This window comes from Microbacterium helvum (assembly GCF_014779795.1).
In the GTDB taxonomy this organism is placed as follows: Bacteria; Actinomycetota; Actinomycetes; order Actinomycetales; family Microbacteriaceae; genus Microbacterium; species Microbacterium helvum.
Window position 1 is genome coordinate 211,680 of record NZ_JACXZS010000006.1, and the last position, 22,803, is coordinate 234,482.

General features: G+C 71.1%; 15 protein-coding genes. 6 read left to right on the plus strand and 9 right to left on the minus strand.

What is annotated here, in order from left to right; genetic code table 11:
• Positions 1–80: 80 nt before the first annotated feature.
• Both IF188_RS10965 and IF188_RS10970 read left to right on the plus strand, forming a co-directional pair.
• Positions 81–548 (plus strand): NfeD family protein, encoded by a 468-nt coding sequence (locus IF188_RS10965; RefSeq protein ID WP_191171843.1) that lies wholly within the window; start codon positions 81–83, stop codon positions 546–548.
• Between the two features lie 36 nt (positions 549–584).
• Positions 585–2,099, plus strand: coding sequence for a flotillin family protein (locus IF188_RS10970; protein WP_191171844.1), 1,515 nt, complete (start codon positions 585–587; stop codon positions 2,097–2,099).
• Between the two features lie 96 nt (positions 2,100–2,195).
• Here the strand turns inward: IF188_RS10970 and IF188_RS20390 are convergent, their stop codons facing one another.
• The gene (locus tag IF188_RS20390) at positions 2,196–2,825 is read right to left on the minus strand and encodes a DUF4870 domain-containing protein (RefSeq protein WP_191171845.1); all 630 of its coding nucleotides are present in this window, start codon (positions 2,823–2,825) and stop codon (positions 2,196–2,198) included.
• A gap of 17 nt (positions 2,826–2,842) precedes the next feature.
• Entirely contained in the window at positions 2,843–4,228 is a 1,386-nt protein-coding gene (locus IF188_RS10980) for a glycine--tRNA ligase (protein ID WP_191171846.1), read from the minus strand.
• Positions 4,229–4,452: 224 nt separating this feature from the next.
• Here IF188_RS10980 and IF188_RS10985 point away from each other — a divergent pair, with 224 nt between their 5' ends.
• Positions 4,453–4,650, plus strand: a complete 198-nt coding sequence (locus tag IF188_RS10985; protein WP_191171847.1) for a hypothetical protein — start codon at positions 4,453–4,455, stop codon at positions 4,648–4,650.
• Complete coding sequence (locus tag IF188_RS10990) at positions 4,651–5,097, plus strand: hypothetical protein (protein WP_191171848.1); 447 nt, start codon at positions 4,651–4,653, stop codon at positions 5,095–5,097.
• 9 nt (positions 5,098–5,106) lie between these two features.
• On the opposite strand, the gene IF188_RS10995 is transcribed toward IF188_RS10990, so the two are convergent.
• Together IF188_RS10995 and IF188_RS11000 are read right to left on the minus strand one after the other, a co-directional pair.
• Positions 5,107–5,430 carry a DUF4870 domain-containing protein gene (locus IF188_RS10995; RefSeq protein ID WP_191171920.1) on the minus strand — a complete coding sequence of 108 codons (324 nt, stop codon included), beginning with the start codon at positions 5,428–5,430 and terminating at the stop codon, positions 5,107–5,109.
• A gap of 80 nt (positions 5,431–5,510) precedes the next feature.
• The gene (locus IF188_RS11000) at positions 5,511–6,872 is read right to left on the minus strand and encodes an alpha-hydroxy-acid oxidizing protein (RefSeq protein ID WP_191171849.1); all 1,362 of its coding nucleotides are present in this window, start codon (positions 6,870–6,872) and stop codon (positions 5,511–5,513) included.
• Positions 6,873–7,270: 398 nt separating this feature from the next.
• On the opposite strand from IF188_RS11000, the gene IF188_RS20555 reads away from it, so the two are divergent.
• Together IF188_RS20555 and IF188_RS11010 are read left to right on the plus strand one after the other, a co-directional pair.
• Positions 7,271–13,579 (plus strand): rhamnogalacturonan lyase family protein, encoded by a 6,309-nt coding sequence (locus tag IF188_RS20555; protein WP_191171921.1) that lies wholly within the window; start codon positions 7,271–7,273, stop codon positions 13,577–13,579.
• Positions 13,580–13,980: 401 nt separating this feature from the next.
• On the plus strand, positions 13,981–18,525 hold the full coding sequence (locus IF188_RS11010; RefSeq protein WP_191171850.1) for an Ig-like domain-containing protein: 4,545 nt from the start codon (positions 13,981–13,983) through the stop codon (positions 18,523–18,525).
• Between the two features lie 124 nt (positions 18,526–18,649).
• On the opposite strand, the gene IF188_RS11015 is transcribed toward IF188_RS11010, so the two are convergent.
• From IF188_RS11015 to IF188_RS11035, 5 genes are all read right to left on the minus strand, one after another.
• The gene (locus IF188_RS11015; RefSeq protein ID WP_191171851.1) at positions 18,650–19,498 is read right to left on the minus strand and encodes a hypothetical protein; all 849 of its coding nucleotides are present in this window, start codon (positions 19,496–19,498) and stop codon (positions 18,650–18,652) included.
• Positions 19,499–19,569: 71 nt separating this feature from the next.
• Positions 19,570–20,703: an o-succinylbenzoate synthase gene (gene menC, locus IF188_RS11020; protein ID WP_191171852.1), complete on the minus strand. Its 1,134-nt coding sequence runs from the start codon at positions 20,701–20,703 to the stop codon at positions 19,570–19,572.
• A 39-nt stretch (positions 20,704–20,742) separates the two neighbouring features.
• Positions 20,743–20,907, minus strand: a complete 165-nt coding sequence (locus tag IF188_RS11025; protein ID WP_191171853.1) for a hypothetical protein — start codon at positions 20,905–20,907, stop codon at positions 20,743–20,745.
• A 98-nt stretch (positions 20,908–21,005) separates the two neighbouring features.
• Positions 21,006–21,935 carry a cyclase family protein gene (locus IF188_RS11030; protein WP_191171854.1) on the minus strand — a complete coding sequence of 310 codons (930 nt, stop codon included), beginning with the start codon at positions 21,933–21,935 and terminating at the stop codon, positions 21,006–21,008.
• 75 nt (positions 21,936–22,010) lie between these two features.
• Entirely contained in the window at positions 22,011–22,736 is a 726-nt protein-coding gene (locus IF188_RS11035) for a GNAT family N-acetyltransferase (RefSeq protein WP_191171855.1), read from the minus strand.
• Positions 22,737–22,803 lie beyond the last annotated feature (67 nt).

The following is a 22,803-nucleotide window of genomic DNA, read 5'->3' on the forward strand; positions in this document are numbered from 1 at the left end:
TCTCCACACCCGCCGCGAGCGGTTGCGGCAGGGCCGATATGGTGGGGGGACCCGCCCGCCTCCCCTGCCACGGAGACTCCATGCTGCCCTTCCTGATCGTCGGAGGCGTCGGCCTCGCCGTCCTGCTGATCTCGCTGCTGATCGGCGACATCTTCGACCACTTCGACATCGGCGACGGCGCGATCTCGGGCACCGCGCTCGGCATCGCCGCCGTCGTGTTCGGCGCGTCGGGGGCGATCACGTACACCTCGGGCCTCGACACGGTGTGGGCCTATGTGCTCGCCGCCGTGCTGGCCGTGCTCGCCTACCTCGTCGCCGTGGTGCTCGTGAAGCGCCTGACCAAGAGCTCGGACGGCGTGCCCACGTCGGCCGTGGGCCTGTCGGGCGTCTCGCGCTCCGACATCACGCCCGCCGGCGGCGAGGTCAGCCTGGACGGGCCCGCCGAGGTCGAGCGCCGCCTCGCCTACTCGGACGCGCCGATCCCCGAGGGCGTGCGCGTCCGCGTGATCGAGCACTCCGGCACACGCGTCAAGGTCATCGCCGAATAGGCGCCCCGTCCCATCCACCCCGCACCGAAGGAACCCATGCTCGACTCGACCCTCATCCAGGTCATCGCCGTCATCGCGCTCGTCGTCGCGGTGCTCGGCCTCATCACGTTCATCGCGCGGCGCATCCGCCGAGTGCCCCCGAACGAGGCGCTCGTGATCGTCGGCCGCGGCGCCGGCAAGCCTGCGCCCGGCGAGTCCGGCACCGGTCAGCGCGTCGTCATCGGCGGCCGCACCTTCGTGTGGCCGATCCTGCAGCAGGGCTTCGCGATCTCGCTCGAGCAGCGCCAGATCGGGATCACGGTCGAAGGCGTCGACAAGAACCGCATCAAGATCGCCATCAAGGCGTCGATCAACTTCAAGGTGTCGGGCACCGAAGAGGGCGTGCGCCGTGCCGCGCAGCGGTTCCTGTCGCAGCAGGAGGCGCTGACCGACATCATCAAGGAGTCTCTGGAGGGGTCGCTGCGCTCCATCGTCGGCGACATGACGATCGAGCAGATCATCTCCGACCGCAAGAGCCTGTCCGACCGCGTCGTCGCCGAGACCAAGACCGACCTCGTCGAGCAGGGCCTGCAGGTCGACCTGCTGAACATCAGCGACATCTCGACGCCGGGCAGCGACTACCTCGCGAACCTCGGTCGCGCCGAGGCCGCGCGCGCACGTCAGGTCGCCGAGATCAGCGAGGCCGAGGCATCCCGAGCCAGCGAGTTCGCCCGCATCGAGGCGGCCGAGCAGATCGCCGAGCGCCAGAAGGCACTCGCCCTCAAGCAGGCCGGCATCAAGGCCGAGACCGACCGCGCCAATGCCGAGGCGCAGGCCGCCGGTCAGCTCGCGACCGCCGAGCAGGACAAGCTGGTCGCCGTGCAGGAGCGCGAGGCGCTCACCGAGCAGGCGCTCGTGACGCAGGAGCGTCTCGACATCGAGATCCGCAAGCCCGCCGAGGCGCAGGCCTACGCCGAGGTGCAGCGCGCGACCGCGCAGCGCGACGCGGCGAACGCCGCCACCGAGGCGGACGCCTTCAAGCGCACCAAGATCGCCGAGGCCAACAAGGTCGCCGCCGTGCAGGACGCCGAGGCCTCGGCCACGGCGGTGCGCGTCGCCGGTGAGGCCGAGCGCGACAAGCAGGTCGCACTGGCCGCCGGCATCAAGGCCGAGGGTGAGGCCCGAGCGTCCGCGATTCAGGCAGAGGGTCTGGCCGAAGCTGCCGCGACCGACGCCAAGGCGCTCGCGCTGCAGAAGTACGGCGAGGCGGCGCTCGCGCAGGAGATCATCTCGCGCCTGCCCGACATCGTGCGCGCTGCCGCCGAGCCGATCGCGTCGATCGACAAGCTCACGGTCGTCTCGACCGACGGCGCGTCCGAGGTCACGAAGACGGTCGGGAAGGTCCTCAGCGAGGGCACCGAGGTGGTGAAGGGTCTCACCGGCCTCGACCTCAACACGATCCTGCAGGCGTACGCGATCAAGAGCGCGGGTTCCGACGCGGCGGCGGCGCTGAACACCGCCGCAGGTGCGGGCGCCAAGGCCGCGGCCTCCGTGGCCGACGCCGTACGCTGAGGCCGACACGCTGAAGACAGAGGATGCCGCCACCCGGCCGGGTGGCGGCATCCTCTCGTCAGGCCCAGGGACCGGTGGGGTCAGGGAGCGGTGGGATCAGGCGCGGATGAAGGGGATCGCGAACGGCACCCGCATGATCTTGCCCTGCGCGGCACGGACGGTGCCGACGATCACCAGCACGACGTGCAGCAGACCCACCGCGAAGTACAGCGTGATGATGGTGCCGAACGGGTAGAAGCCCGCACTCCCACCGCCGCCGAAGAGCACGCCCAGCAGCAGGAAGTGCATCACGATCAGCACCGTGCTGACGATGCCGTACGTGATGCCCCAGTTCGCGGCCGAGCGGGCGTTCTCGGCCGCGACTCCGCCGTGGCGGGCGGTCGACGAGTACGCCGCGGGCATCGCGATCGCGGCCGCGATCGCGCCGACGAACGGGATGGGGATGAACACCAGGAACCCGAGCGCCCACGGCAGCACGCCCGTCTTCGGCTTCGCGGGGGCGTACGGATACGGCGCGGGCTGGGCGTACGGACCCGGCTGGGCGTACGGGCCCGGCTGGGCGTACGGACCCGGCTGGGCGTACGGGCCCGGCTGGGCGTACGGGCCCGGCTGGGGCGCCGGGTAGGCGGGCGGCGGCGCGGCGTACTCCGGAGGCTGCGCCGGAGGAACCGGAGGCTGCGCCGGAGGCACCGGAGGCTGGGCGTTCGGGCGGGTGGGGTCCGTCATCGTTCGCGTCCTCTGTGTCAGGCTCCGCGCAGGCGCTCGGCCAGATACGCGTGCAGGCCCTCGAGCGGCACGCGCTCCTGCCCCATGGTGTCGCGGTCGCGCACGGTCACCGCGCGGTCGTCGAGCGAGTCGAAGTCGACCGTGATGCAGAACGGCGTGCCGATCTCGTCCTGACGGCGGTAGCGGCGGCCGATGGCGCCGGCGTCGTCGAAGTCGATGTTCCAGTCGCCGCGCAGGCTCTCGGCCACCTCGCGGGCGATCGGCGACAGCTGCTCGTTGCGGCTGAGCGGCAGCACGGCCGCCTTGACGGGCGCCAGGCGCGGGTCGAGCTTCAGCACGGTGCGGGTGTCGGTGCCGCCCTTCGCGTTCGGCGCCTCTTCTTCGTGGTACGCGTCGACGAGGAACGCCATCATGGCGCGCGTGAGACCGAACGACGGCTCGATGACGTACGGCGTGTACGTCGAGCCCGATGCCTGGTCGAAGTACTGCAGCTTCGCCCCCGAGGCCTCGGTGTGCGAGCCGAGGTCGTAGTCGGTGCGGTTGGCGACGCCCATCAGCTCGCCCCACTCCTTGCCGGCGAAGCCGAAGCGGTACTCGACGTCGATCGTGCCGTCGGAGTAGTGCGCGCGGTCCTCTTCGGGAACGTCGAAGCGGCGCATGTTGTCGGGGTCGATGCCGAGGTCGACGAACCAGTCCCAGCACGCCTCGACCCAGTGGTCGAACCACTCCTGCGCCTCGGCGGGCGGCACGAAGTACTCGATCTCCATCTGCTCGAACTCGCGCGTGCGGAAGATGAAGTTGCCCGGCGTGATCTCGTTGCGGAACGCCTTGCCGACCTGGCCGATGCCGAACGGCGGCTTCTTGCGGCTCGCGGTGAGCACGTTCGAGAAGTTCACGAAGATGCCCTGCGCGGTCTCGGGACGCAGGAAGTACAGGCCGGACTCGTCGTCGACGACGCCGAGGTAGGTCTTCACGAGGCCCGAGAACGCCTTCGGCTCGGTGTACTGGCCCTTGGTGCCGCAGTTGGGGCACGGCACGTCGGCCAGCCCGTTCTCGGCCTTGCGGCCCTTGCGCGCCTCGAAGTCCTCGATGAGGTTGTCGGCGCGGAAGCGCTTGTGGCATTGCAGGCACTCGACCAGCGGGTCGGTGAACGTCGCGACGTGACCCGAGGCCTCCCAGACGCGCTTGGGCAGGATGATCGACGAGTCGAGGCCGACCATGTCGCCGCGGCCGCGCACGAACGTCTGCCACCACTGGCGGCGGATGTTCTCCTTCAGCTCGGTGCCGAGGGGGCCGTAGTCCCAGGCCGACCGGGACCCGCCGTAGATCTCACCCGCTTGGAACACGAACCCGCGGTGACGGGCGAGGGCGATGACTTTGTCGAGGCGAGACTGCTCGGCCACGGTGGCTCCAATGGTCGGGAGGGGGATGCACGAGGGTGCCGGATGCCGCGAACGCGGCATCCATCGATTCTAGATGCCGCGCGACCCGACGCCGGTGGCCTCGCGCTCAGCCGAGGAGACGCGACCCGATGGGGATTCCTCCCCATACCCGCCGCGCCGCCGCACCCGACCTAGCCTGGACGAGTCGATCGGACCTGGACGAGTCGATCGGAGGAGCGAGGACGATGCACCCCCTATCACGCGGCGGGCGCATCGCGGCGACAGCGGCGGCACTCGCAGTGATCACCGCGGTCGCTCTCGCCGGCTGCACGGACGGGCAGCCCTCCGACGACGAGTTCTACGCGGCTGCGCGGCAGCAGAACCTGCTGTTCAAAGAGACCGTCGCGGCGGTGCAGGTGCGTCTCTACGACGGCGACTGGTAGGTGCAGGAGTACGGTGACCTGCCCGTCGACTGCGATACGGGCTATGCGTTCTCGCTGAGCCGCACCACTCCCGAGGGGTGGACCCTCGACGGCGATGCCGACGCCGATGGCCCGACGCTCGGGGCGCGCACGGTGGAGTGGCTCGCGAACCGCGAATGGACGACGCAGCCTGTCGGCACCTCGGACGACGGCACGACCACGGTGCAGGCGCGGAACGAAGCCCTGCACGTCGGCAGCCTGACGATCGAGATCCGCGACGGTGCGGCATCCGCGGATTCGCTGGCGGTCCGCGCGACGACGAACTGCTACCCGGGCGACCCCGACGAGTTGACCGCGATCCTCATCCCGGGCTGGCCGGAGGACCCGGTGGCGCACGAGACACCGGTCTCGGAACCGGCGGGCGCGACGCCGATCTTCGGGTTCACCGAGGACGGCGCCGCGCGATGACGCACCGTCTCAGCTGAGGAACGGGATCGTCAGCGGGTACTTGTACCACTCGCCGCGGTTCGCCTTCACGGCGGCGATGATGCTGAACACGATGTTCAGGACGTAGGCGGCGATCAGCACGAAGATGCCGATGATCACGATGCTGAGGATGCTGCCGACGATGTACGCGATCAGCAGGGTCAGCTGGAAGTTCAGCGCGGTCGCGGTGTGGGCGCGCACGAAGGGGCCACGGTCCTTGAGGACGAGGTAGCCGATCAGCGCGGGAAGAGGGCCGAAGAAGATGCCGCCCACGTGAACGAGCGTCGCCCACAGCTTCTCGTCGGCGGGACTCATCGGCTGCGGCTGCGACGCGGCGTACGGGTACTGGGGAGGAGGAGTGGTCACCGCCCCAGACTAGGGGCAGCGCGGGCGCCTCACACCTCGCGCAGCGCGTGACGATCGATCTCGGCGATGGAGGTCAGACCCGCGAGTCCCAGCGTGATGTCGAGCTCGGCGAGCACGTTGCGCACCGCCTCGGCGGCCCCGGCCTCGCCGGCCACACCCAGTCCGTAGGCGTACGGACGGCCGAGGGCCACGGCGGTCGCCCCGAGTCCGAGCGCGATGAACACGTCCGACCCCTGCCGCACGCCCGAGTCGAACACGATCGGCACCCGTCCGGCGACCCGCTCGGCGATCGTCGGCAGCACCTCGAGCGTCGGCACCGACTGGTCGATCTGCCGCCCGCCGTGGTTCGAGATCCAGATGCCGTCGACGCCGGCGTCGAGCGCGCGGATCGCGTCGTCGGGATGCACGATGCCCTTGAGGATGATGGGCAGCGTCGTCCACTGCCGCGCCTTCGCGAGGTCTGCCCACGTCAGCGCCGGCGTCGAGAAGACGTCGAGGAACGTCTCGACGGCCGCACGCGGCAGCGGCGAGCGCAGGTTCTCGCGCACGCTGGACGAGCCGGTGATCGCGGACCCCTTGCGGGCGATGCGCACGCCCGCGGCAACAGCCCTGGGCGTGATCCGGACCGGCGGGGCAGGCTCGGCCGCATCGCCCGAGGCCGGCACCGCGGAGTCGCTCGATGCACGGACGCGCTCGCGCACGAGCTGCTGGAACACCGGGTCGCTCGTGTACTGCGCGATGCCCATCGCCCGCGTGAACGGCAGGTACGCCAGGTCGAGATCGCGGGTGCGCCAGCCGAGCAGGTGCGTGTCGAGCGTCACGACGATCGCTTCGCAGCCAGATGCCTCGGCCCGCCGCAGCAGCGAGGCGTTGAGCTCGTCCGACGCCGACCAGTAGAGCTGGAACAGACGGGAGCCGGCGGGCGCGGCATCCCTCACCTCCTCCATCGCGGCGGAAGCCTGGTTCGAGAGCGTGTACGGGACGCCGAGGGATGCCGCCGCCCGCGCGACCGCGAGGTCGGCGTCGTGGTGCGCCATCTCCATGACGCCGAGCGGCGCGAGCAGCAGGGGCGTCGGCCGGCGGGCACCGAGGAAGTCGATCGACAGGTCGCGGCTCGACACGTCGCGCAGCGGGCGCGGCCACACCTGCCACCGGCCGAAGGCGGCACGGTTGGCGGCGACGGTGCGCTCGGCGCCCGCTCCGCCGGCGATGTACGCGAACGCCTCGGCGCTCAGGGCCTTCGCCGCGGCCGCCTCGAGCGCGTCGACGTCGACCGGCACCCGCGGACGGGTGCCGCTGATGCCGGCGCGGTAGATGTCGGACTGCGTCCGGCGCGAGATGCCGCGCGAGGAGGCGGCGGGGTCGTGGGGAGCGTCGATGCTCTGAGCCATGCGGCCCAGCCTACGCACGCGCGTTCTCGGCGACTCGCCAGAAGGTGGGGACAGCGGCCGCCGCCAACGGGCTCGGGGGCCCGCCGCCGGTGCGGTCCGTATTCGCGCCGACGGCGGGGGAATGGGAAAGCGTTCGCCGGTGACGATAGACCACGGCTGGGACCGCGCACAAGCCGAAGGCAGGCGATCACAAAAACGTTTCATGATTTTGCTTGCCCCGATCGCCCCCGCCATGCCAGACTGCCAGGCGAGCTTACGGAATACGCTTTCCGTCTGCTCGCCGGACAGGGCTCGAGTCCGTACGCGCCCGGTTCACGACGACCCTCCCCCGCGACGCCGCGACGGGCGGCCCTCGTCATCCTTTGCCGATGCTGACAACAGGAGGAACCGTGCCCCACGTGTCCGCACGCGCCCACGGCGCGACGCGACCCGCAGAACACGCCCCCGCATCCCGCGCCTCGCGCGGGCTGCGTCTGACCGCGATCGCCGGCGCCACCGCCGTGGTCGCCGCGCTCATCACCGCCACGCCCGCCGCCGCGCTGCTCACGCCCGCCGGCGACGGGGCGTGGCGCTTCGACTTCGGCACGGCGACCGGCGCCGTCGCCGAGGGGTACCAGCAGGTGCTCACGAGCTCGCGCTACACCGCCGAGACCGGCTGGGGCATCACCGTCGCCGACGGCGTGACACTCTTCGATCGGGACCGCAGCACCGACGGCTCCCCGGCCGGCGCCATGGAGGACGACTTCGTGGCGGGAACGAACTGGGGATTCCAGCTCGACGGTGTGCCCGCCGGCGCGTACTCGGTCGCCGTGACCATCGGCGACGGCCTCAGCTCGGCATCCGGAACCAACGCGACCGTGACCCTCGAAGGCGTCGCGCAGACCCGCCTCACCTCGGGCAAGGGCGTCAACGCGACGGCGACCTACACGACCGTCGTCACCGACGGCCAGCTCACCGTGGGCTTCACCGGCTCCGGCCTCGGCGCTTACATCAACGGTCTCGTGGTCGCGCCGGCGCTGCCCGCGACCCCGGCGGATCTCGCGGCCGCGCGCGTGGCGTGGAACGGCGTCGACCTCGCCTGGTCGGCCGTCGACGGCGCCACCGCGTACCGCGTCCTGCGGGCCGACGTGACCGGCGACACGACCGGAGAGTTCACGCAGCTCGCCGAGGTGACCGACCCCGCGTACACCGACACGGCCGTGACCGAGGGCGACGAGTACGCGTACGCCGTCACCGCGATCGACGCGTACGGCGGCGTCTCACCGCAGTCGGCCGAGGTGCGCTCGGGCGTGATCCCCGCACTGGTCGCCCCCGCCGCACCCGATGACCTCGCCGTGGCGCAGGTGACGCGGGACGCCGTGGTGCTGTCGTGGTCGGCGGTCCGGAACGGCGACGAGTACGTCGTCGAGCGCGCCGGTTCCGACGGGCAGTTCGCCGAGGTCGCGACCGTCACGACTCCCGGGTACACGGATGCCGCCGACACGGCGCACGCGTGGACCTACCGCGTGACGGCCCGCAACCAGGCGGGCGCCTCTGCCCCGTCGACCGCGGTCACCTCAGCCGTGTACACCGCACCCGCGCCGCTGCCCGAGGGCGACGTCGTCACCTTCGACTTCGGCCCCGGCCAGGTCGCCGACGGCGCCGTGTCGGTCACGAGCGCTACCGCGTACAACCCGGAGTGGGGCTACGGCTTCTCGACCGCGCCGACCGCGGCCACGCCCGACGTCGACCGCGGCGGCGACGACGCGCTGCGCGGCGACTTCGTCGCGGCGGAGGGCTCGACGTTCGAGGTCGACCTCGGCGCCGGCGACTACTCCGTGCGCCTCGTGTCGGGCGACGCCACGCAGGCGACGACCACCACGATCACCGCCGAGAGCATCGCTAAGGTGACCGAGAACCCGCAGACCGCGGGCGCGTACCTCGACATGACCTTCACGATCGCGCTCGTCGACGGCACACTGACGCTGGTCTTCGGCGGCGACGTGCCGGTCGTCAACGCGCTCACGATCACCCGCCTGCCCGACCGCGTCGCCGGGGCCATCCCGACGGCCTACATCGCGGGCGACTCGACGGTGCAGACCTACGACCCGATCGCCTACGCCCCGCAGGCCGGCTGGGGCCAGATGATCGACCGGTTCTTCGCGTCCGACGTCGCGTTCTCGAACCAGGCCATCGGCGGCCGCTCGTCGAAGAACTTCATCAGCCAGGGTCGCCTCGACGACATCCTGCGTGCGGTTCGACCGGGCGACTACCTCATGGTGCAGTTCGGGCACAACGACGCCACGCAGGGTGTGGACGACCGTTACGCGAGCCCCGCGGACTACAAGGAGTACCTGCGGGTCTACGTCGAGGGCGCCCGCCAGCGCGGCGCGACCCCGATCCTCGTGACCCCCGTCTCACGCCGCAGCTTCAACGCCGACACCGGGCTGTTCAACGTGAGCTTCCCGGAGTACGTCGACAAGATGAAGGAGCTCGCGGCCGAAGAGGACGTGCTGCTCGTCGATCTGTCGGCCTCCAGCCGCGCGTACCTCGACCAGATCGGGCCGGAAGCCGCGAAGGCGGTGTTCCTCTACGCCGACCCGGGCGTCTTCCCGCAGCGGCCCGCCGGCATCGCCGACGACACGCATTTCCAGGAGTACGGCGCGATCCAGATGGCCCGCCTCGTCGCGCAGGACGTCAAGGCGCTCGACGACCCGCTCGCCGCGAAGGTGACGGACGTCGAACCGCCCGCCGACGTTCCGGTCGCTCCGCAGAACGTCGTGGCCGGTGCGATCAGCAACGGCGGCGCGACGCTGCAGTGGGATGCCTCGCCGACGGCCGACATCTACAAGATCTACCGGCAGGCCGTTTCCGACCCCGAGCCCACGTGGACGCTCGTCGGCATGGTGACACAGACCAGCTCGATCGTGCAGGGTCTCAGCGAGGGCACCGGCTACCGGTACCAGGTGGTCGCCGTCAACGGACGCGGCGAGTCGGCGCCGAGCGCGGTCGTGACCTTCACGACCAAGCAGGCGCTGTACAAGTACGACTTCCAGCTGGCGGGCAACCCGCTGATGGCGGGCTACACCGAGGTGACCCCCGACACCGCCTATACGGCCGAGCGCGGCTACGGCTTCCTCAACACGCTGCCGGCGAACGCCGGCCGTGACCGCGGTGCCGCCGACGGGTCGAACGACCTGGTGCGCGACTTCGTGCTCCCCGGCGACAGCTCGACCTTCGCCCTCGACGTGCCCGACGGCACGTACTCGGTGAAGACGTACTCGGGCGACTGGATCGGCTCGAGCAAGACGAGCTTCCGCATCGAGGGCAAGGAGGCAGGGTCGGGCAACGCCGGCAAGGGCTCGGTCAACGAGACCCTGCGCGGCCCGTACCTCGTCACCGACGGCCAGCTGAATATCGAGGCCTACGGCGCCGCGGCGGGCTCGCGTCTGAACGGCCTGGAGATCACGCCGATCCTGCTCGGCCCGGTGGGGCTGAAGGTCACCGACGTCAACGCCGATCCGGCGGCGCCGAGTGTGGCGCTGGAGTGGACGGGTGAGGCGGGGCTGACGTGGAACGTCTACCGCCAGTCGCCGTTCGACGCGAAGCCCGTGCTCGTGGCATCCGTCGACCAGCCGTCCTTCCTCGACACGACCGCCCGCGTCGGACTCGACTACGCGTACCACGTGACCGCGGTCGACCAGACGAAGCTCGAGTCGGTGCCGTCGAAGACGGTGGACGTGTCGTTCGTGGATGCCTCGATCACTCCACCTGCGGCCCCCACGAGCCTTGCGGTCGACAGCATCGACAAGGGCTCGCTCGACCTGTCGTGGGCGCAGCCTCTGAACGCGCTGTACTACCTGGTGTTCCGCTCCGAGGTGGCCGGTGACCGCGGCGAGCTGATCGGTCTGTCCGACGCGAACCGCTACACCGATTCCACGGTGCTGACGACGATCCCGTACTTCTACACGGTGGTCGCGGTCAACGCCGGCGGTGCGGGTGTTGCCTCTGAGCAGCTGAAGACCGAAGCGGTCACGGTGCTGCAGCGGCAGGCCGAGTACCTCGACCGGGCTCCGGCGGCCGTGTCGACCGACGAGGGCACGCTGGTGTCGTGGCGGATGCTGGGCACCGACCCCGACAGCGTCGCCTTCCACGTCTACCGTGACGGCAAGCGCCTGACGACGGCGCCGATCACGGACTCGACGAACTACCTCGACACCACCGGGTCGGCGGCATCCACGTACTTCGTCACCAAGGTGCTGGACGGCGTCGAGACCACCGAGACCGACTCGTTCGGCGTGCAGGACGGGTCGTACCTGAGCGTCCCGCTCGACAAGCCCGCCGACGGCTACACGAAGGACGGCCAGCCCTACACCTACTCGGCGAACGACACGAGCGTCGGCGACGTGGACGGCGACGGCCAGTACGAGCTGATCGTCAAGTGGGACGCCCGCTCGCACGACAACTCGCAGGCCGGCTACAACGGCAACGTGCTGCTGGACGCCTACCGCCTCGACGGCACGCGGCTGTGGCGGATCGACATGGGCGTGAACATCCGGGCCGGCGCGCACTACACGCAGTTCCAGGTGTTCGACTACGACGGCGACGGCCGCGCCGAGGTCATGATGAAGACCGCGGACGGCACCATCGACGGCGTCGGCCAGCCGATCGGCAACGCGAGCGCCGACTACCGCAACAGCTCGGGCTATATCCTGAGCGGACCGGAGTACCTGACGGTGTTCAACGGCCTCACCGGTGCCGCGATCGACACGATCGACTACGTGCCGCCGCGCGGCGACGTCGGGGCGTGGGGCGACACGTACGGCAACCGGGTCGACCGGTTCCTCGCGGCGACCGCCTACCTCGACGGCGAGCACCCGAGCGCGATCTTCAGCCGCGGGTACTACACCCGCGCGGTGATGGCCGCGTACGACTTCGACGGCTCGAAGCTGCACCAGCGCTGGGTGCTCGACTCGAACGACGAGGGCAACGAGGGCTTCTACGGGATGGGCAACCACAACCTGTCGGTGGCCGACGTGGACGGCGACGCCAAGGACGAGATCGTCTACGGCTCGGCCACGGTCGACGACGACGGCTCGCTGCTCTACTCGACCGGTCTCGGCCACGGTGACGCGATCCACGTGTCGGACCTCGTGCCGTCGAACCCCGGCCTGGAGGTGTTCGCCGCGCACGAAGAGATGAACGCCTCGGGCAACCGCGGCGCCACGATGCGCGACGCGCGCACCGGTGTGGTGCTGTGGTCCATCCCGGCGACGAAGGACACCGGGCGCGCCGCAGCCGCCGACATCGACCCTCGCTACGAAGGCGCCGAGGGCTGGGCGATCGGCGGCGACGCCGCGTGGAACTCCCCCGTCGGGCAGCTGAAGTCCTCCACCGGCGAGCTCATCAGCGAGAAGATCCCGGCGGCGAACTTCCTCGCCTGGTTCGACGGCGACCCGCTGCGCGAGATCGTCGACCACGACTTCGACACGACGACGCGCCTCGGCGTGCCGACGGTGTCGAAGTGGAACTGGCAGACCGAGTCCTCGGACGTCATCCTGCGCGCCGACGGCGCCCTGTCGAACAACGACACCAAGGGCACTCCGAACCTGCAGGCCGACCTGTTCGGCGACTGGCGTGAAGAGATCGCGTGGCGTTCGGCGGGCTCGACCGAGCTGCGGATCTACTCCACCACCGACGAGACGTCGATCCGGCTGCGCACCCTCATGCACGACCCGGTCTACCGGCTCTCGGTCGCGTGGCAGAACACCGGCTACAACCAGCCCCCGCAGACGAGCTTCTTCCTCGGCGACGGGTTCACGCAGCCGGCGGCCCCCCGCATCGCCGTCACCGGCGACCCGGGCGGAGCGGTGGATGCCTCGGCCCCGACACTCTCGGGCGTCCCGGCCGACGGCACCCTGCTGCCCTCGACCGGCACGTTCACCGTGGACGTGACGGCGGAGGACCCCGAGTCGGGCGTGCGCAACCTCGACATCGCGTTCGACGGCGAGCCCGTCGCACCCGGCGCCGAGATCGCACTGAAGGGCAAGGTCGGCGTCCACACGCTCACCGTCAACGCCGTCAACCACGACGGACTGGTCGCCCAGGCATCGGTGCAGCTGCTGGTGTTCGACGACGAGGGCGCCACCAAGGCGCCCGGTCGCGGCATCCTCTCCTCCGATTCCGGATGGGAGGACGGGTTGAGCGACGGCCGCTACACCGTGTCGATGAACCTGTGGTCGGGGGTCAACGGCGCCGTCTACAAGCTGTACGAGAACGGCACCCTGATCGCCACGAAGCTGCTCGACGCGAACTCGCCGAAGGCGCAGCTGGCGACCGTCGACGTGACCGGCAAGCCCAACGGCACCTACGTGTACACGGGCGAGCTGATCAACGCCGTCGGCACGACCGCGACGTCGTCGGTGACCGTGAAGGTGACCGACGCCGCACCCGGCATCCCCGTCCTGTCGCACGACAACTACGACAAAGACGGCGACTACACCGTCACCGCCAACCTGTGGTGGGGCACCAACGCCACCACATACCGCCTCTACGAGAACGGGACACTGATCGACGAGCAGACCCTCGCCGCAGCATCCCCCAATGCACAACAGGCCGCCACCACCGTGACCGGCCGCGCACCCGGCACGTACACCTACACCGCCGAGTTCGCCAACACCGCAGGAACCACCACATCCAAGGCCATCACCGTGACCGTCAAGAAGTAGCGGCGAGCGCCCCACCTCGGCGGCCGACCACCCATCAGCGGGGGGTCGGCCGCCGATGTTTTGCGCCTGCGATGAGGCATTTTGTCCCCCGAAAGGGGGACAGCGGCGGCGGCCCCCACCGGACTACTGTCGGGTCTCGGAGGGGTCACCGACCGGAGACTGGCACCGTGCTCGGGAGGCTGCCCTCCACCGGGGGTACGACAATGAAGCGGTCTCTGTTCGCCGCGGCCACCGCCGCGCTCGCCATCGTCATCGGGACCGCGGGCTACGCAGCCCCCGCCTCGGCTGCTCCACCGACCGACCCGTGAAGCGGCGCGGCCGGAGGCGATGTCGCCTCGGTCACGGCCGAGGCCGTCGGGCTGAACGTCGCCGACCTGGGCGTCGCGATCAGCTCCGCAGAGGTGGACTCGCAGGCGACGCCGCGCGCGGTCTCGAGCTCGAGCAACGTCTCGGCCGACGTCGCAGGGATCGGGCTGGGCGTCAGCACCAACTCGGTGTCGGCACCGCCATCGGCCGGACCTGAGACCGGCGGCATCGCTGCCACCGTCACGGGACTGATCGACGTCGGCGCGATCACGACGACCAACGAAGCGCACTGGGGTCTCGACACGGCGTGCGTCACGACCGGCGTGCTGTCCTCCGCGACGACGCAGGCCGCCGGGCTCGGCGTGCTGCCGGCGGTCAGCGGCGGCGTGGTGAGCCTCGGTGTGTCAGAGACCACCGGCACGACCAGCCTCGTGCAGAACACCGGCCTCAACTACGGGGCGCAGAGCGTCGGCTCGGGCACGATCTCGGGGCTCAGCATCCTGGGCGGCCTTGTGACCGTGGGGGTCGCCGGCGAGACGACGCTCACGGCGACGGCCACCGGGGAAGCCACGGCCACCGTCGACTACGCGCCCGCGACCGTGACGGTGACGTCGGCCACGATCGGCACCGTCACCCTGACGCCCGCGGCGCCCTCCGTCACGATCAACCTCGTTGGCCTCGGTTCCGTCACCGTCGGTCTGAACACACCGACGTCGTCGACGACCGCCACGTCGGCCACCGCCTCCGTCGCTCTGCTCACCGTCGACGTGCGCCTGCCGGCCGCCCCGCTTCCCGCAGTCACAGACGTGTCGGTGGACGTGCTGCCGCTGCACGCGGAGGCGACCGTCCCGACCGACGGCATCGACTGCCCGCCGGCACCTCCGGTCGTCACGCAGCCGACCGAGGGTTCGACCACGAATGCGACGCCGGTGATCCAGGGCACCTCCGAACCGAACGCGACCGTCGAGGTGTTCGTGGACGGCGACTCGATCGGCACCACCACCGCGAGCGCGGGCGGCACCTGGGAGGTCCCGGTGACGAACGCGCTCGACGAGGGCGCCCACACGGTCTCGGCGATCCAGACCGTCGGCGGGACGGCATCCGAGGAATCCACGGTCGTGAACTTCACGGTCGACGCGACACCGCCCGACGCTCCAGTGATCGAGACGCCCGCCACCGGCGACGTCGTCGGCACGGCGACGCCGCCGATCTCGGGGACGGCCGAGGCGAACTCGACGGTCACCGTCACGATCGACGGGTTGGATGCCGGTACGACCACGGCGTCCCCGACCGGCGAGTGGACGTTCACGCCGGCTTCTCCCCTCGACGACGGTGACCACACTGTCGTCGCCACCGCCACCGACGCGGCCGGCAACGTGAGCCCCGACTCCGACGAGGTCACGTTCACGGTCGACACCGAGGCGCCGGCGGCACCGATCATCGAGCAGCCGCTCGACAACGCCGTGCTCGACACCGCGACCCCCGTCATCTCGGGCACGGCCGAGGCGAACTCCACCGTGACCGTCATCATCGACGGCGCCGAAGCCGGCACGACGACGGCATCCCCCACCGGAGAATGGAGCTTCACGCCCTCGACCGCGCTCGACGAGGGAGAGCACACCGTCGTCGCGACCGCCACCGACGAGGCGGGCAATGTGAGCCCCGACTCCAACACGGTGAACTTCACCGTCGACACCGAGGCCCCCGAGGCACCCGTCATCGAGCAGCCGCTCGACAACGCCGTGCTCGACACCGCGACCCCCGTCATCTCGGGCACGGCCGAGGCGGACTCCACCGTGACCGTCATCATCGACGGCGCCGAAGCCGGCACGACGACGGCATCCCCCACCGGAGAATGGAGCTTCACGCCCTCGACCGCGCTCGACGAAGGTGCGCACACGGCCGTCGCGACCGCCACTGACGCGCTCGGCCACGTCAGCGTCGAGTCGAACGAGGTGACCTTCACGGTCGACACCGAGGTCCCCGAGCCGCCGGTCATCGAGTCGCCCGCGACCGGCGATGTCGTCGACACCGCGACGCCGCCGATCAGCGGCACCGCCGAGGCGAACGCCACCGTCACGGTGACGATCGACGGACTCGAGGCGGGTACCACGACCGCCTCGCCGACCGGCGAGTGGACCTTCACCCCGACGACTCCGCTCGACGACGGGGCACACACGGCGGTCGCGACCGCGACGGACGCCGCGGGCAACGTGAGCGACGACTCGAACGAAGTCACCTTCACGGTCGACACCGAGGCGCCCGAGGCACCGGTCATCGAGTCGCCCGCCACGGGTGACGTCGTCGACACCGCGACCCCGCCGATCACCGGCACGGCCGAGGCGAACGCAACGGTCACCGTCACCATCGACGGCGCCGAGGCAGGCACCACCACCGCCGACGACACCGGGGCGTGGACCTTCACCCCGACAACCCCGCTCGATGAGGGCGACCACACCGTCGTCGCGACGGCCACCGACGACGCGGGCAACGTCAGCCCTGACTCGAACACGGTCACCTTCACCGTCGACACCGAAGCCCCCGAGGCACCGGTCATCGAGTCACCGGCGACCGGCGACGTCGTCGACACCGCGACCCCGCCGATCACCGGCACGGCTGAGGCGAACGCGACGGTGACCGTCAGCATCGACAGCGCCGAGGCAGGAACCACCACCGCCTCACCCACCGGCGAGTGGACCTTCACTCCCGCCGCACCCCTCGACGAGGGCGACCACACCGTCGTCGCGACGGCCACCGACGAAGCCGGCAACGTCAGCCCTGACTCGAACACCGTCACCTTTACCGTCGACACCGAGGCCCCCGAGGCACCGGTCATCGAGTCGCCCGCCACGGGTGACGTCGTCGACACGGCAACCCCGCCGATCACCGGCACGGCCGAAGCGAACGCCACCGTCACAGTGACGATCGACGGTGCCGAGGCAGGCACCACCACCGCCGACGACACCGGGGCGTGGACCTTCACCCCGACCACACCCCTCGAGGACGGCGAGCACACCGTCGTCGCGACGGCTACGGATGCGGCCGGGCACGAGAGCCCGGAGTCGAACACGGTCACCTTCACGGTCGACACCGAGGCACCGGCAGCCCCGGTGATCGAGTCGCCCGCCACCGGCGATGTCGTCGACACCGCCACACCCCCGATCACCGGCACCGCCGAGGCGAACTCGACCGTCACGGTCACCATCGACGGCGCTGAGGCAGGCACCACCACGGCCGACGACACCGGGGCGTGGACCTTCACCCCGACCACACCCCTCGATGAGGGCGACCACACGGTGGTGGCGACGGCCACCGACGAAGCCGGCAACGTCAGCCCCGACTCGAACGAGGTCGCCTTCACGGTCAACACCGCGGCCCCCGACGCGCCGGTGATCGAGGCCCCGTCCGACGGTGCAGTCGTGGAGGACTCGACGCCCGACATCTCGGGCACCGCCGAGCCCGGCTCGACGGTCACGGTGAGCATCGACGGGGTCGACGCAGGAACCACCCCCGCCGACGACACCGGGGCGTGGACCTTCACCCCGACCACACCCCTCGAGGACGGCGAGCACACCGTCGTCGCCACGGCCACCGACGACGCGGGCAACGTCAGCCCGGAGTCGGAAGAAGTCGCCTTCACCGTCGATACGTCGCTCATCGGCGCCCCGCAGGCGCCCGTGATCACGTCGCCCGCCGACGGCGATGTGCTCGCCTCGCCGACGCCGCCCATCACCGGCACCGCCGAAGCGAACTCCACGGTGACCGTGATCATCGACGGCGCGGAGGCCGGCACGACGACGGCATCCCCCACCGGTGACTGGACCTTCACCCCGACCACGCCGCTCGAGGACGGCGAGCACACGGTGGTGGTGACGTCCACCGACGGCGCCGGCAACGTGAGCCCGCCATCGAACGAGGTCACGTTCACCGTGGATGCGTCGGCACCCGAGGCACCCGTGATCACCGGCCCCGCCGACGGTGAGGTGCTCGCCACGCCGACGCCGGCCATCACCGGCACGGCGGAGCCCGGCAGCACCGTCACCGTCATCATCGACGGCGAGGAGGCCGGTACCACCATCGCCGACGGCAACGGCGACTGGACGTTCACGCCCACGACCCCGCTCGACGACGGCGACCACACGGTGACGGCCACGGCCACCGACGCCGCCGGCAACACCGGCCCCGAGTCCGAGCCGGTCACGTTCACGGTCGACACCACGCCCCCCGCGGCGCCCGTGATCACGAGCCCGACCGACGGCTCGTCCACCGACGACACCACGCCGGCCGTCAGTGGGACGGCTGAACCCGGGTCGACGGTGAACGTCGTCATCGACGGGGTTCTCGCAGGCAGCACGACGGCCGACGAGAACGGCGAGTGGACGTTCACCCCCACCAGCCCGCTGGCGCCCGGCGAGCACACGATCACAGCGACGGCGACGGACGCCGCGGGCAACGTCGGGCCTGCCTCGGCACCGGTGACGGTCACGGTCCAGGCCGCGACGACCACGCCGCCCCCGCCGCCCGTGAGCGGCGGGCTGCCCGCCACGGGCCTCGACAGCCCGTGGGGAGCGCTCGTCCTCGCGACGATGCTCATCGCTCTGGGCGTGGTCACGATGCGGCTGCGACGCCGGGTCGGCTGACCCGACCGCGGACGGCCGGTCGCCTCCGGGCGGCCGGCCGTCCTTCGCGTCGGGGACGACCGTCACGTCAGGGGTCGGCCGCCACGTCAGGGGACGACGGCAGCGTCAGGGGACGGCGGCAGCGTCAGCCCGAACCGCCGAAGCCGCACCACTGGCCGACCCACGTGAGGATGCGGCCGCGGAGCTCCTCACCCACGAAGAGCTCGATCTCGCCAGGCTGCCCGTCGAGCACGACCTGCACGTCGAAGATCGTGCCGCGCTTGTCCTCCTGCACCGCGTGCGGGTCGCAGCGGAACGGGATGATCGGCACCGCGACGACGGTCGGCGTCGCCTGGTCCGCCGAGGCCTCGAGGTCGAGCGGGTACACGTCGTCGTCACCGGGCACGGCGAAGTCGATCAGGTTCGTGCGTTCGATCCCCGTGACCGCGGCCTCCCCCGAGCCGGTCGGGGTGACTGTCAGCTCCAGCGTCGCCGCCTCGCCGGGCGCCGAGGCGGTGAATCCCGTGAAGGCGAAGCCCGCGGCGTCCGCGACGCGCTCTTCGAGGCATTCGCGCGCGTGCAGCGGAGCGACGAATCCGACCGGATCGGGAGCGGATACCTCCACCTCGGTCGTGCCGGCATCCCCCACGATCTGCAGCACGACCCGCGCGTCGCCGTCGTCGGGCACGTCGCACGCGACAGGAGCGAGCTGGACGCGGATATCGACCGCGCCGCCCGCGGGAACACTGCTGACCCTGTCGGCGATCACGCGTACCGACGGACCCTCGAATCGCGCGTCCTCGATGCGCACCTCCCCGATCGTGATCGCGGCGTCCGAGCCGTTGGTCACGTGCACCTCCGCCTGGCGCGACGACACGTCCGACCGCAGCTGCTGCAGCTCGACGCTCACCCCCGACGGCAGCGCCGGCTCGCGTTCCGGTGCGGCCGAGCATCCCGCGAGCAGCAGCATCCCCACCGCCGTCAGCGCGATCATCCGTTCCGAACGCAGGACGGACGCGTCCCCGCGCCTCGTGACTGCGGACGGTGCGACGCGGGCCATGACCGTCAGCGCATCAGAGTCTCGCGGGCGACGGTGAACTCGTCGAGCGCCACCGGGTCGATCTGCACTCCCAGACCCGGGCTGGTGGGCACGCGGACGTGCCCGTGCTCGAGCACCGCGGGCTCGGTCACGATGTCGCGCGTGTAGAACCGGTCGGACGCCGAGACATCGCCCGGAAGGGTGAACCCGGGCAGCGCGGCGAGCGCGGCGTTGGCCGCACGGCCGATCCCGGTCTCGAGCATGCCGCCGCACCACACCGGCACTCCCGCGGCGAGGCAGCGGTCGTGGATGCGCAGCGCTTCGAGGTACCCGCCGACGCGTCCGGCCTTGATGTTGATGATGGATGCCGCGCCCAGCGCGAGCGCGTCTCCCGCGGCCTTGTCGGACACGATGGATTCGTCCAGGCACACCGGCGTGCGCAGACGTCGCGCCAGTGTCGCGTGGTCGACGAGGTCGTCCTCCTGCAGCGGCTGCTCGATGAGCAGCAGGTCGAACCGGTCGAGCTCTGCGAGGGTGTCGGCGTCCGCCAGGGTGTACGCCGAGTTCGCGTCGATCTGCAGCGGGATCGTGCCGAACGCCTCGCGCACCGCGGCGGTGTCGCCGACATCGCGCCCCGGGCGGATCTTGATCTTGATGCGCACGTAGCCCTCGTCGAGATAGCCCGCGACGGCATCGACGAGAGCAGCCGGATCGCGCTGGATGCCGACCGACACGCCGCTCGGCACCCGGTCGTGCACGGCGCCGAGGTATTCGCCGAGCGGACGCCCCTGCGCACGCAGCGCCGCGTCGAGCACGGCGAGCTCGATCCCCGCCTTCGACATGCGGTGCCCCTTGAACGGCTCGAGCACACCCGCGACCTCTTCGGGGGCGATCGTGCGGCGGTCCAGCAGCGCCGGCGCGAAGAAGCGCAGCACGACGTCCCATGCGCCCTGCGTGTACTCGCTCGAGTACAGCGGGTCCGCACCGGTGACGATCTCTCCCCACCCGTCGCCGTCGGCGGTGAGCGCCCGCACCAGGATCACCTCGCGCACGGTCTCGGTGCCGAACGACGTGGTGAACGGCGACACGAGCGGCAGGTGCAGCACGCGCAGCTCGAAGCCTTCGAGGGTGACGGATCCAGCGGGCCTGGCGACGGGCATGCGCTCAGCGTACGCCGCGGCCCCTCCCGCCACCGAGGATCAGTGCACGAGGTGCAGCGTCGCGGCCGCGCGCTGGACCGGGATGTACGTCGAGCGCGCCGCACGCGGACGACGGCGACGGGGCTCGGTCTCGGTCAGGCGTCGCTCGGCGCGGCGCAGTGCCGCGCTCGCGGCGATGATCAGGGTCTCGATGTGCTCGTGCATGGCTGCTCCTTCCCCTCGGAAGAGCAGGGTCCGCCCGCCCTGATACGTCGCGTCGGCGGGCGCGTCGCGCATCCACGTGCGGGGATGCCGTCGCGGGCTCAGACGGGGAGCTCGGCGAACGCCCGCACCGGGAAGGTGCCGAAGCCCTCTACCGCGGGCGGGGCCGCCGTGAACCTCGCGCCGCGGGGCGGGAGCGCGACGAGGTGGGTGAGGTGCTCGACGACGTGCACACCGGCGGCCAGCAGCAGGGAATGCGCAGGGCGCTCGCCCCCTCCTGAGTCCGTCGAAGGGTCGGTGTCGTCGATGTTCACCGAGTCGATGCCGACGAGCACCGCCCCCGCGTCGATCAGCCACTGCGCCGCCTCGCCGGTGAGGAACGGCGCTCCCACGCCGTACTCCGGCTCACCGAACCATCGGTCCCACCCGGTGTGCAGCAGGACGGCCGCGCCGCGGACGTCGCGGTCGGCGAGCGTCTCGGCACGGATGCCGCGGCGCCCGGCATCCCAGGAATCCTCGAGATGGAAGACCTCGGCCCGCAAACCGACCAGCGTCGACAGCTCGAGCCCGGCGAGGTCGGGACCGTCGGCGTAGCGATGGAACGGCGAGTCGAGATAGGTGCCGGTGTTGCCGATCATGTGGATGACGTCCATCGCGAACTCGGTGCCCGGCGCGTAGCGGGCGCGGGATTCCTCGCGTGTGAGGTGGGGCGTGATGGTCGGCGCAGGCAGCCCCGGATAGGTCACGAGCCCGGCCCGGATCGGGTGACTGAGGTCGACCACCCGCGTCTCGGATCGGGATGCCGTCACCTCGACGCCGCGGCTGCCCCGGTGCGGCTCCTCGACGATCTGCACGCCGCGCAGCTCGACCTCATCGACGAGCGCCAGGCCGAGATGGGCGACGAGCAGGCGCCCGAGCTCGTCCTCCGCGATGTCGGCCGAGGGCAGGTCGAGCCGGAACCCGGTACCCGAGAGGCCGCCGCCGTTGGCGAAGCGGATGTCGAAGTCGAAGTGTGCGCGATGCTCAGGCATGCCGCGAGCCTAGGAGCGAGGCATCCATCCCGTCTGCCAGAGTCCGTCGGATTCCGGACGCGTGGCCGTGCCTTGTCACGCCTCGGGACGCGCCCGCACCAGCAGATAGCCGCGCTCGTCGTCGAAGCCGCCGATCACGAGGCCCTCGGCCAGGTGCGGCACCAGCGCATCACGCACGCGCAGGCGCCAGGCCGCGGCATCCATCGGCGACTCGCGGCGCAGCGTCTCGATGTCGTGAGGGATCGCGACCGACGCGACCACCGCGTCAGCGGGAGGAGTGGGCACCGGCGGCGCGGCGAGCGCCCACGACACCATGATGCGGTCGGTCTCGTCGCCGCGGTTCACGCCGTCATCCATCGGCCCGTAGTGGTTCACGAGGTACTCGGTCACGCGCGTGCCGAGCACCCGCAGGTTGAAGTGCGCATTGCGGGCCACGAGCGGGTCGAACGTCCACGTGATGTGCCCGACCTCGCGAGCGAGCGCCCATTCGCGCTGGTGCTGCTTGAGCAGTCGTCCGAGCCCGTGCGCCTGATGCGAAGGCAGCACGCCGGTGATGTGACTGTGCATCGAGCGGGCAGCCGGCGCGGCGAAGAACGCGACGGAGGCGCCGACCATCTGCTCGCCGTCGTACAGCCCGACCGCGTAATTGCCGGAGTGCGCGAGCGCCCGCAGCAGGTTCGGCGGCATGCCCCCGCGGTCTCCGCCCCACACCTCGGCGAGCACCGCGGACGCGCGATGCACCTCGTCGACCGTGTCGAGCGGGCGGATGTCGACGCCTGGCGGCGTGGCGGTCTCAGCCATGTGCTCACGGTACTCCGCCCATCATGCCGTTTCGCCGCGACCCCGTCCGCTACGCGCCGAGCATGCC

What these genes read in the sequence shown, in the direction of transcription:
- IF188_RS10965 (WP_191171843.1), top strand. Translation starts at nt 81, where the DNA reads ATGCTGCCCTTCCTGATCGTCGGAGGCGTCGGCCTCGCCGTCCTGCTG.
- IF188_RS10970 (WP_191171844.1), top strand. Translation starts at nt 585, where the DNA reads ATGCTCGACTCGACCCTCATCCAGGTCATCGCCGTCATCGCGCTCGTC.
- IF188_RS20390 (WP_191171845.1), bottom strand. Translation starts at nt 2,825, where the DNA reads ATGACGGACCCCACCCGCCCGAACGCCCAGCCTCCGGTGCCTCCGGCG.
- IF188_RS10985 (WP_191171847.1), top strand. Translation starts at nt 4,453, where the DNA reads ATGCACCCCCTATCACGCGGCGGGCGCATCGCGGCGACAGCGGCGGCA.
- IF188_RS10995 (WP_191171920.1), bottom strand. Translation starts at nt 5,430, where the DNA reads ATGAGTCCCGCCGACGAGAAGCTGTGGGCGACGCTCGTTCACGTGGGC.
- IF188_RS11000 (WP_191171849.1), bottom strand. Translation starts at nt 6,872, where the DNA reads ATGGCTCAGAGCATCGACGCTCCCCACGACCCCGCCGCCTCCTCGCGC.
- IF188_RS11015 (WP_191171851.1), bottom strand. Translation starts at nt 19,498, where the DNA reads ATGATCGCGCTGACGGCGGTGGGGATGCTGCTGCTCGCGGGATGCTCG.
- menC (WP_191171852.1), bottom strand. Translation starts at nt 20,703, where the DNA reads ATGCCCGTCGCCAGGCCCGCTGGATCCGTCACCCTCGAAGGCTTCGAG.
- IF188_RS11025 (WP_191171853.1), bottom strand. Translation starts at nt 20,907, where the DNA reads ATGCACGAGCACATCGAGACCCTGATCATCGCCGCGAGCGCGGCACTG.
- IF188_RS11030 (WP_191171854.1), bottom strand. Translation starts at nt 21,935, where the DNA reads ATGCCTGAGCATCGCGCACACTTCGACTTCGACATCCGCTTCGCCAAC.
- IF188_RS11035 (WP_191171855.1), bottom strand. Translation starts at nt 22,736, where the DNA reads ATGGCTGAGACCGCCACGCCGCCAGGCGTCGACATCCGCCCGCTCGAC.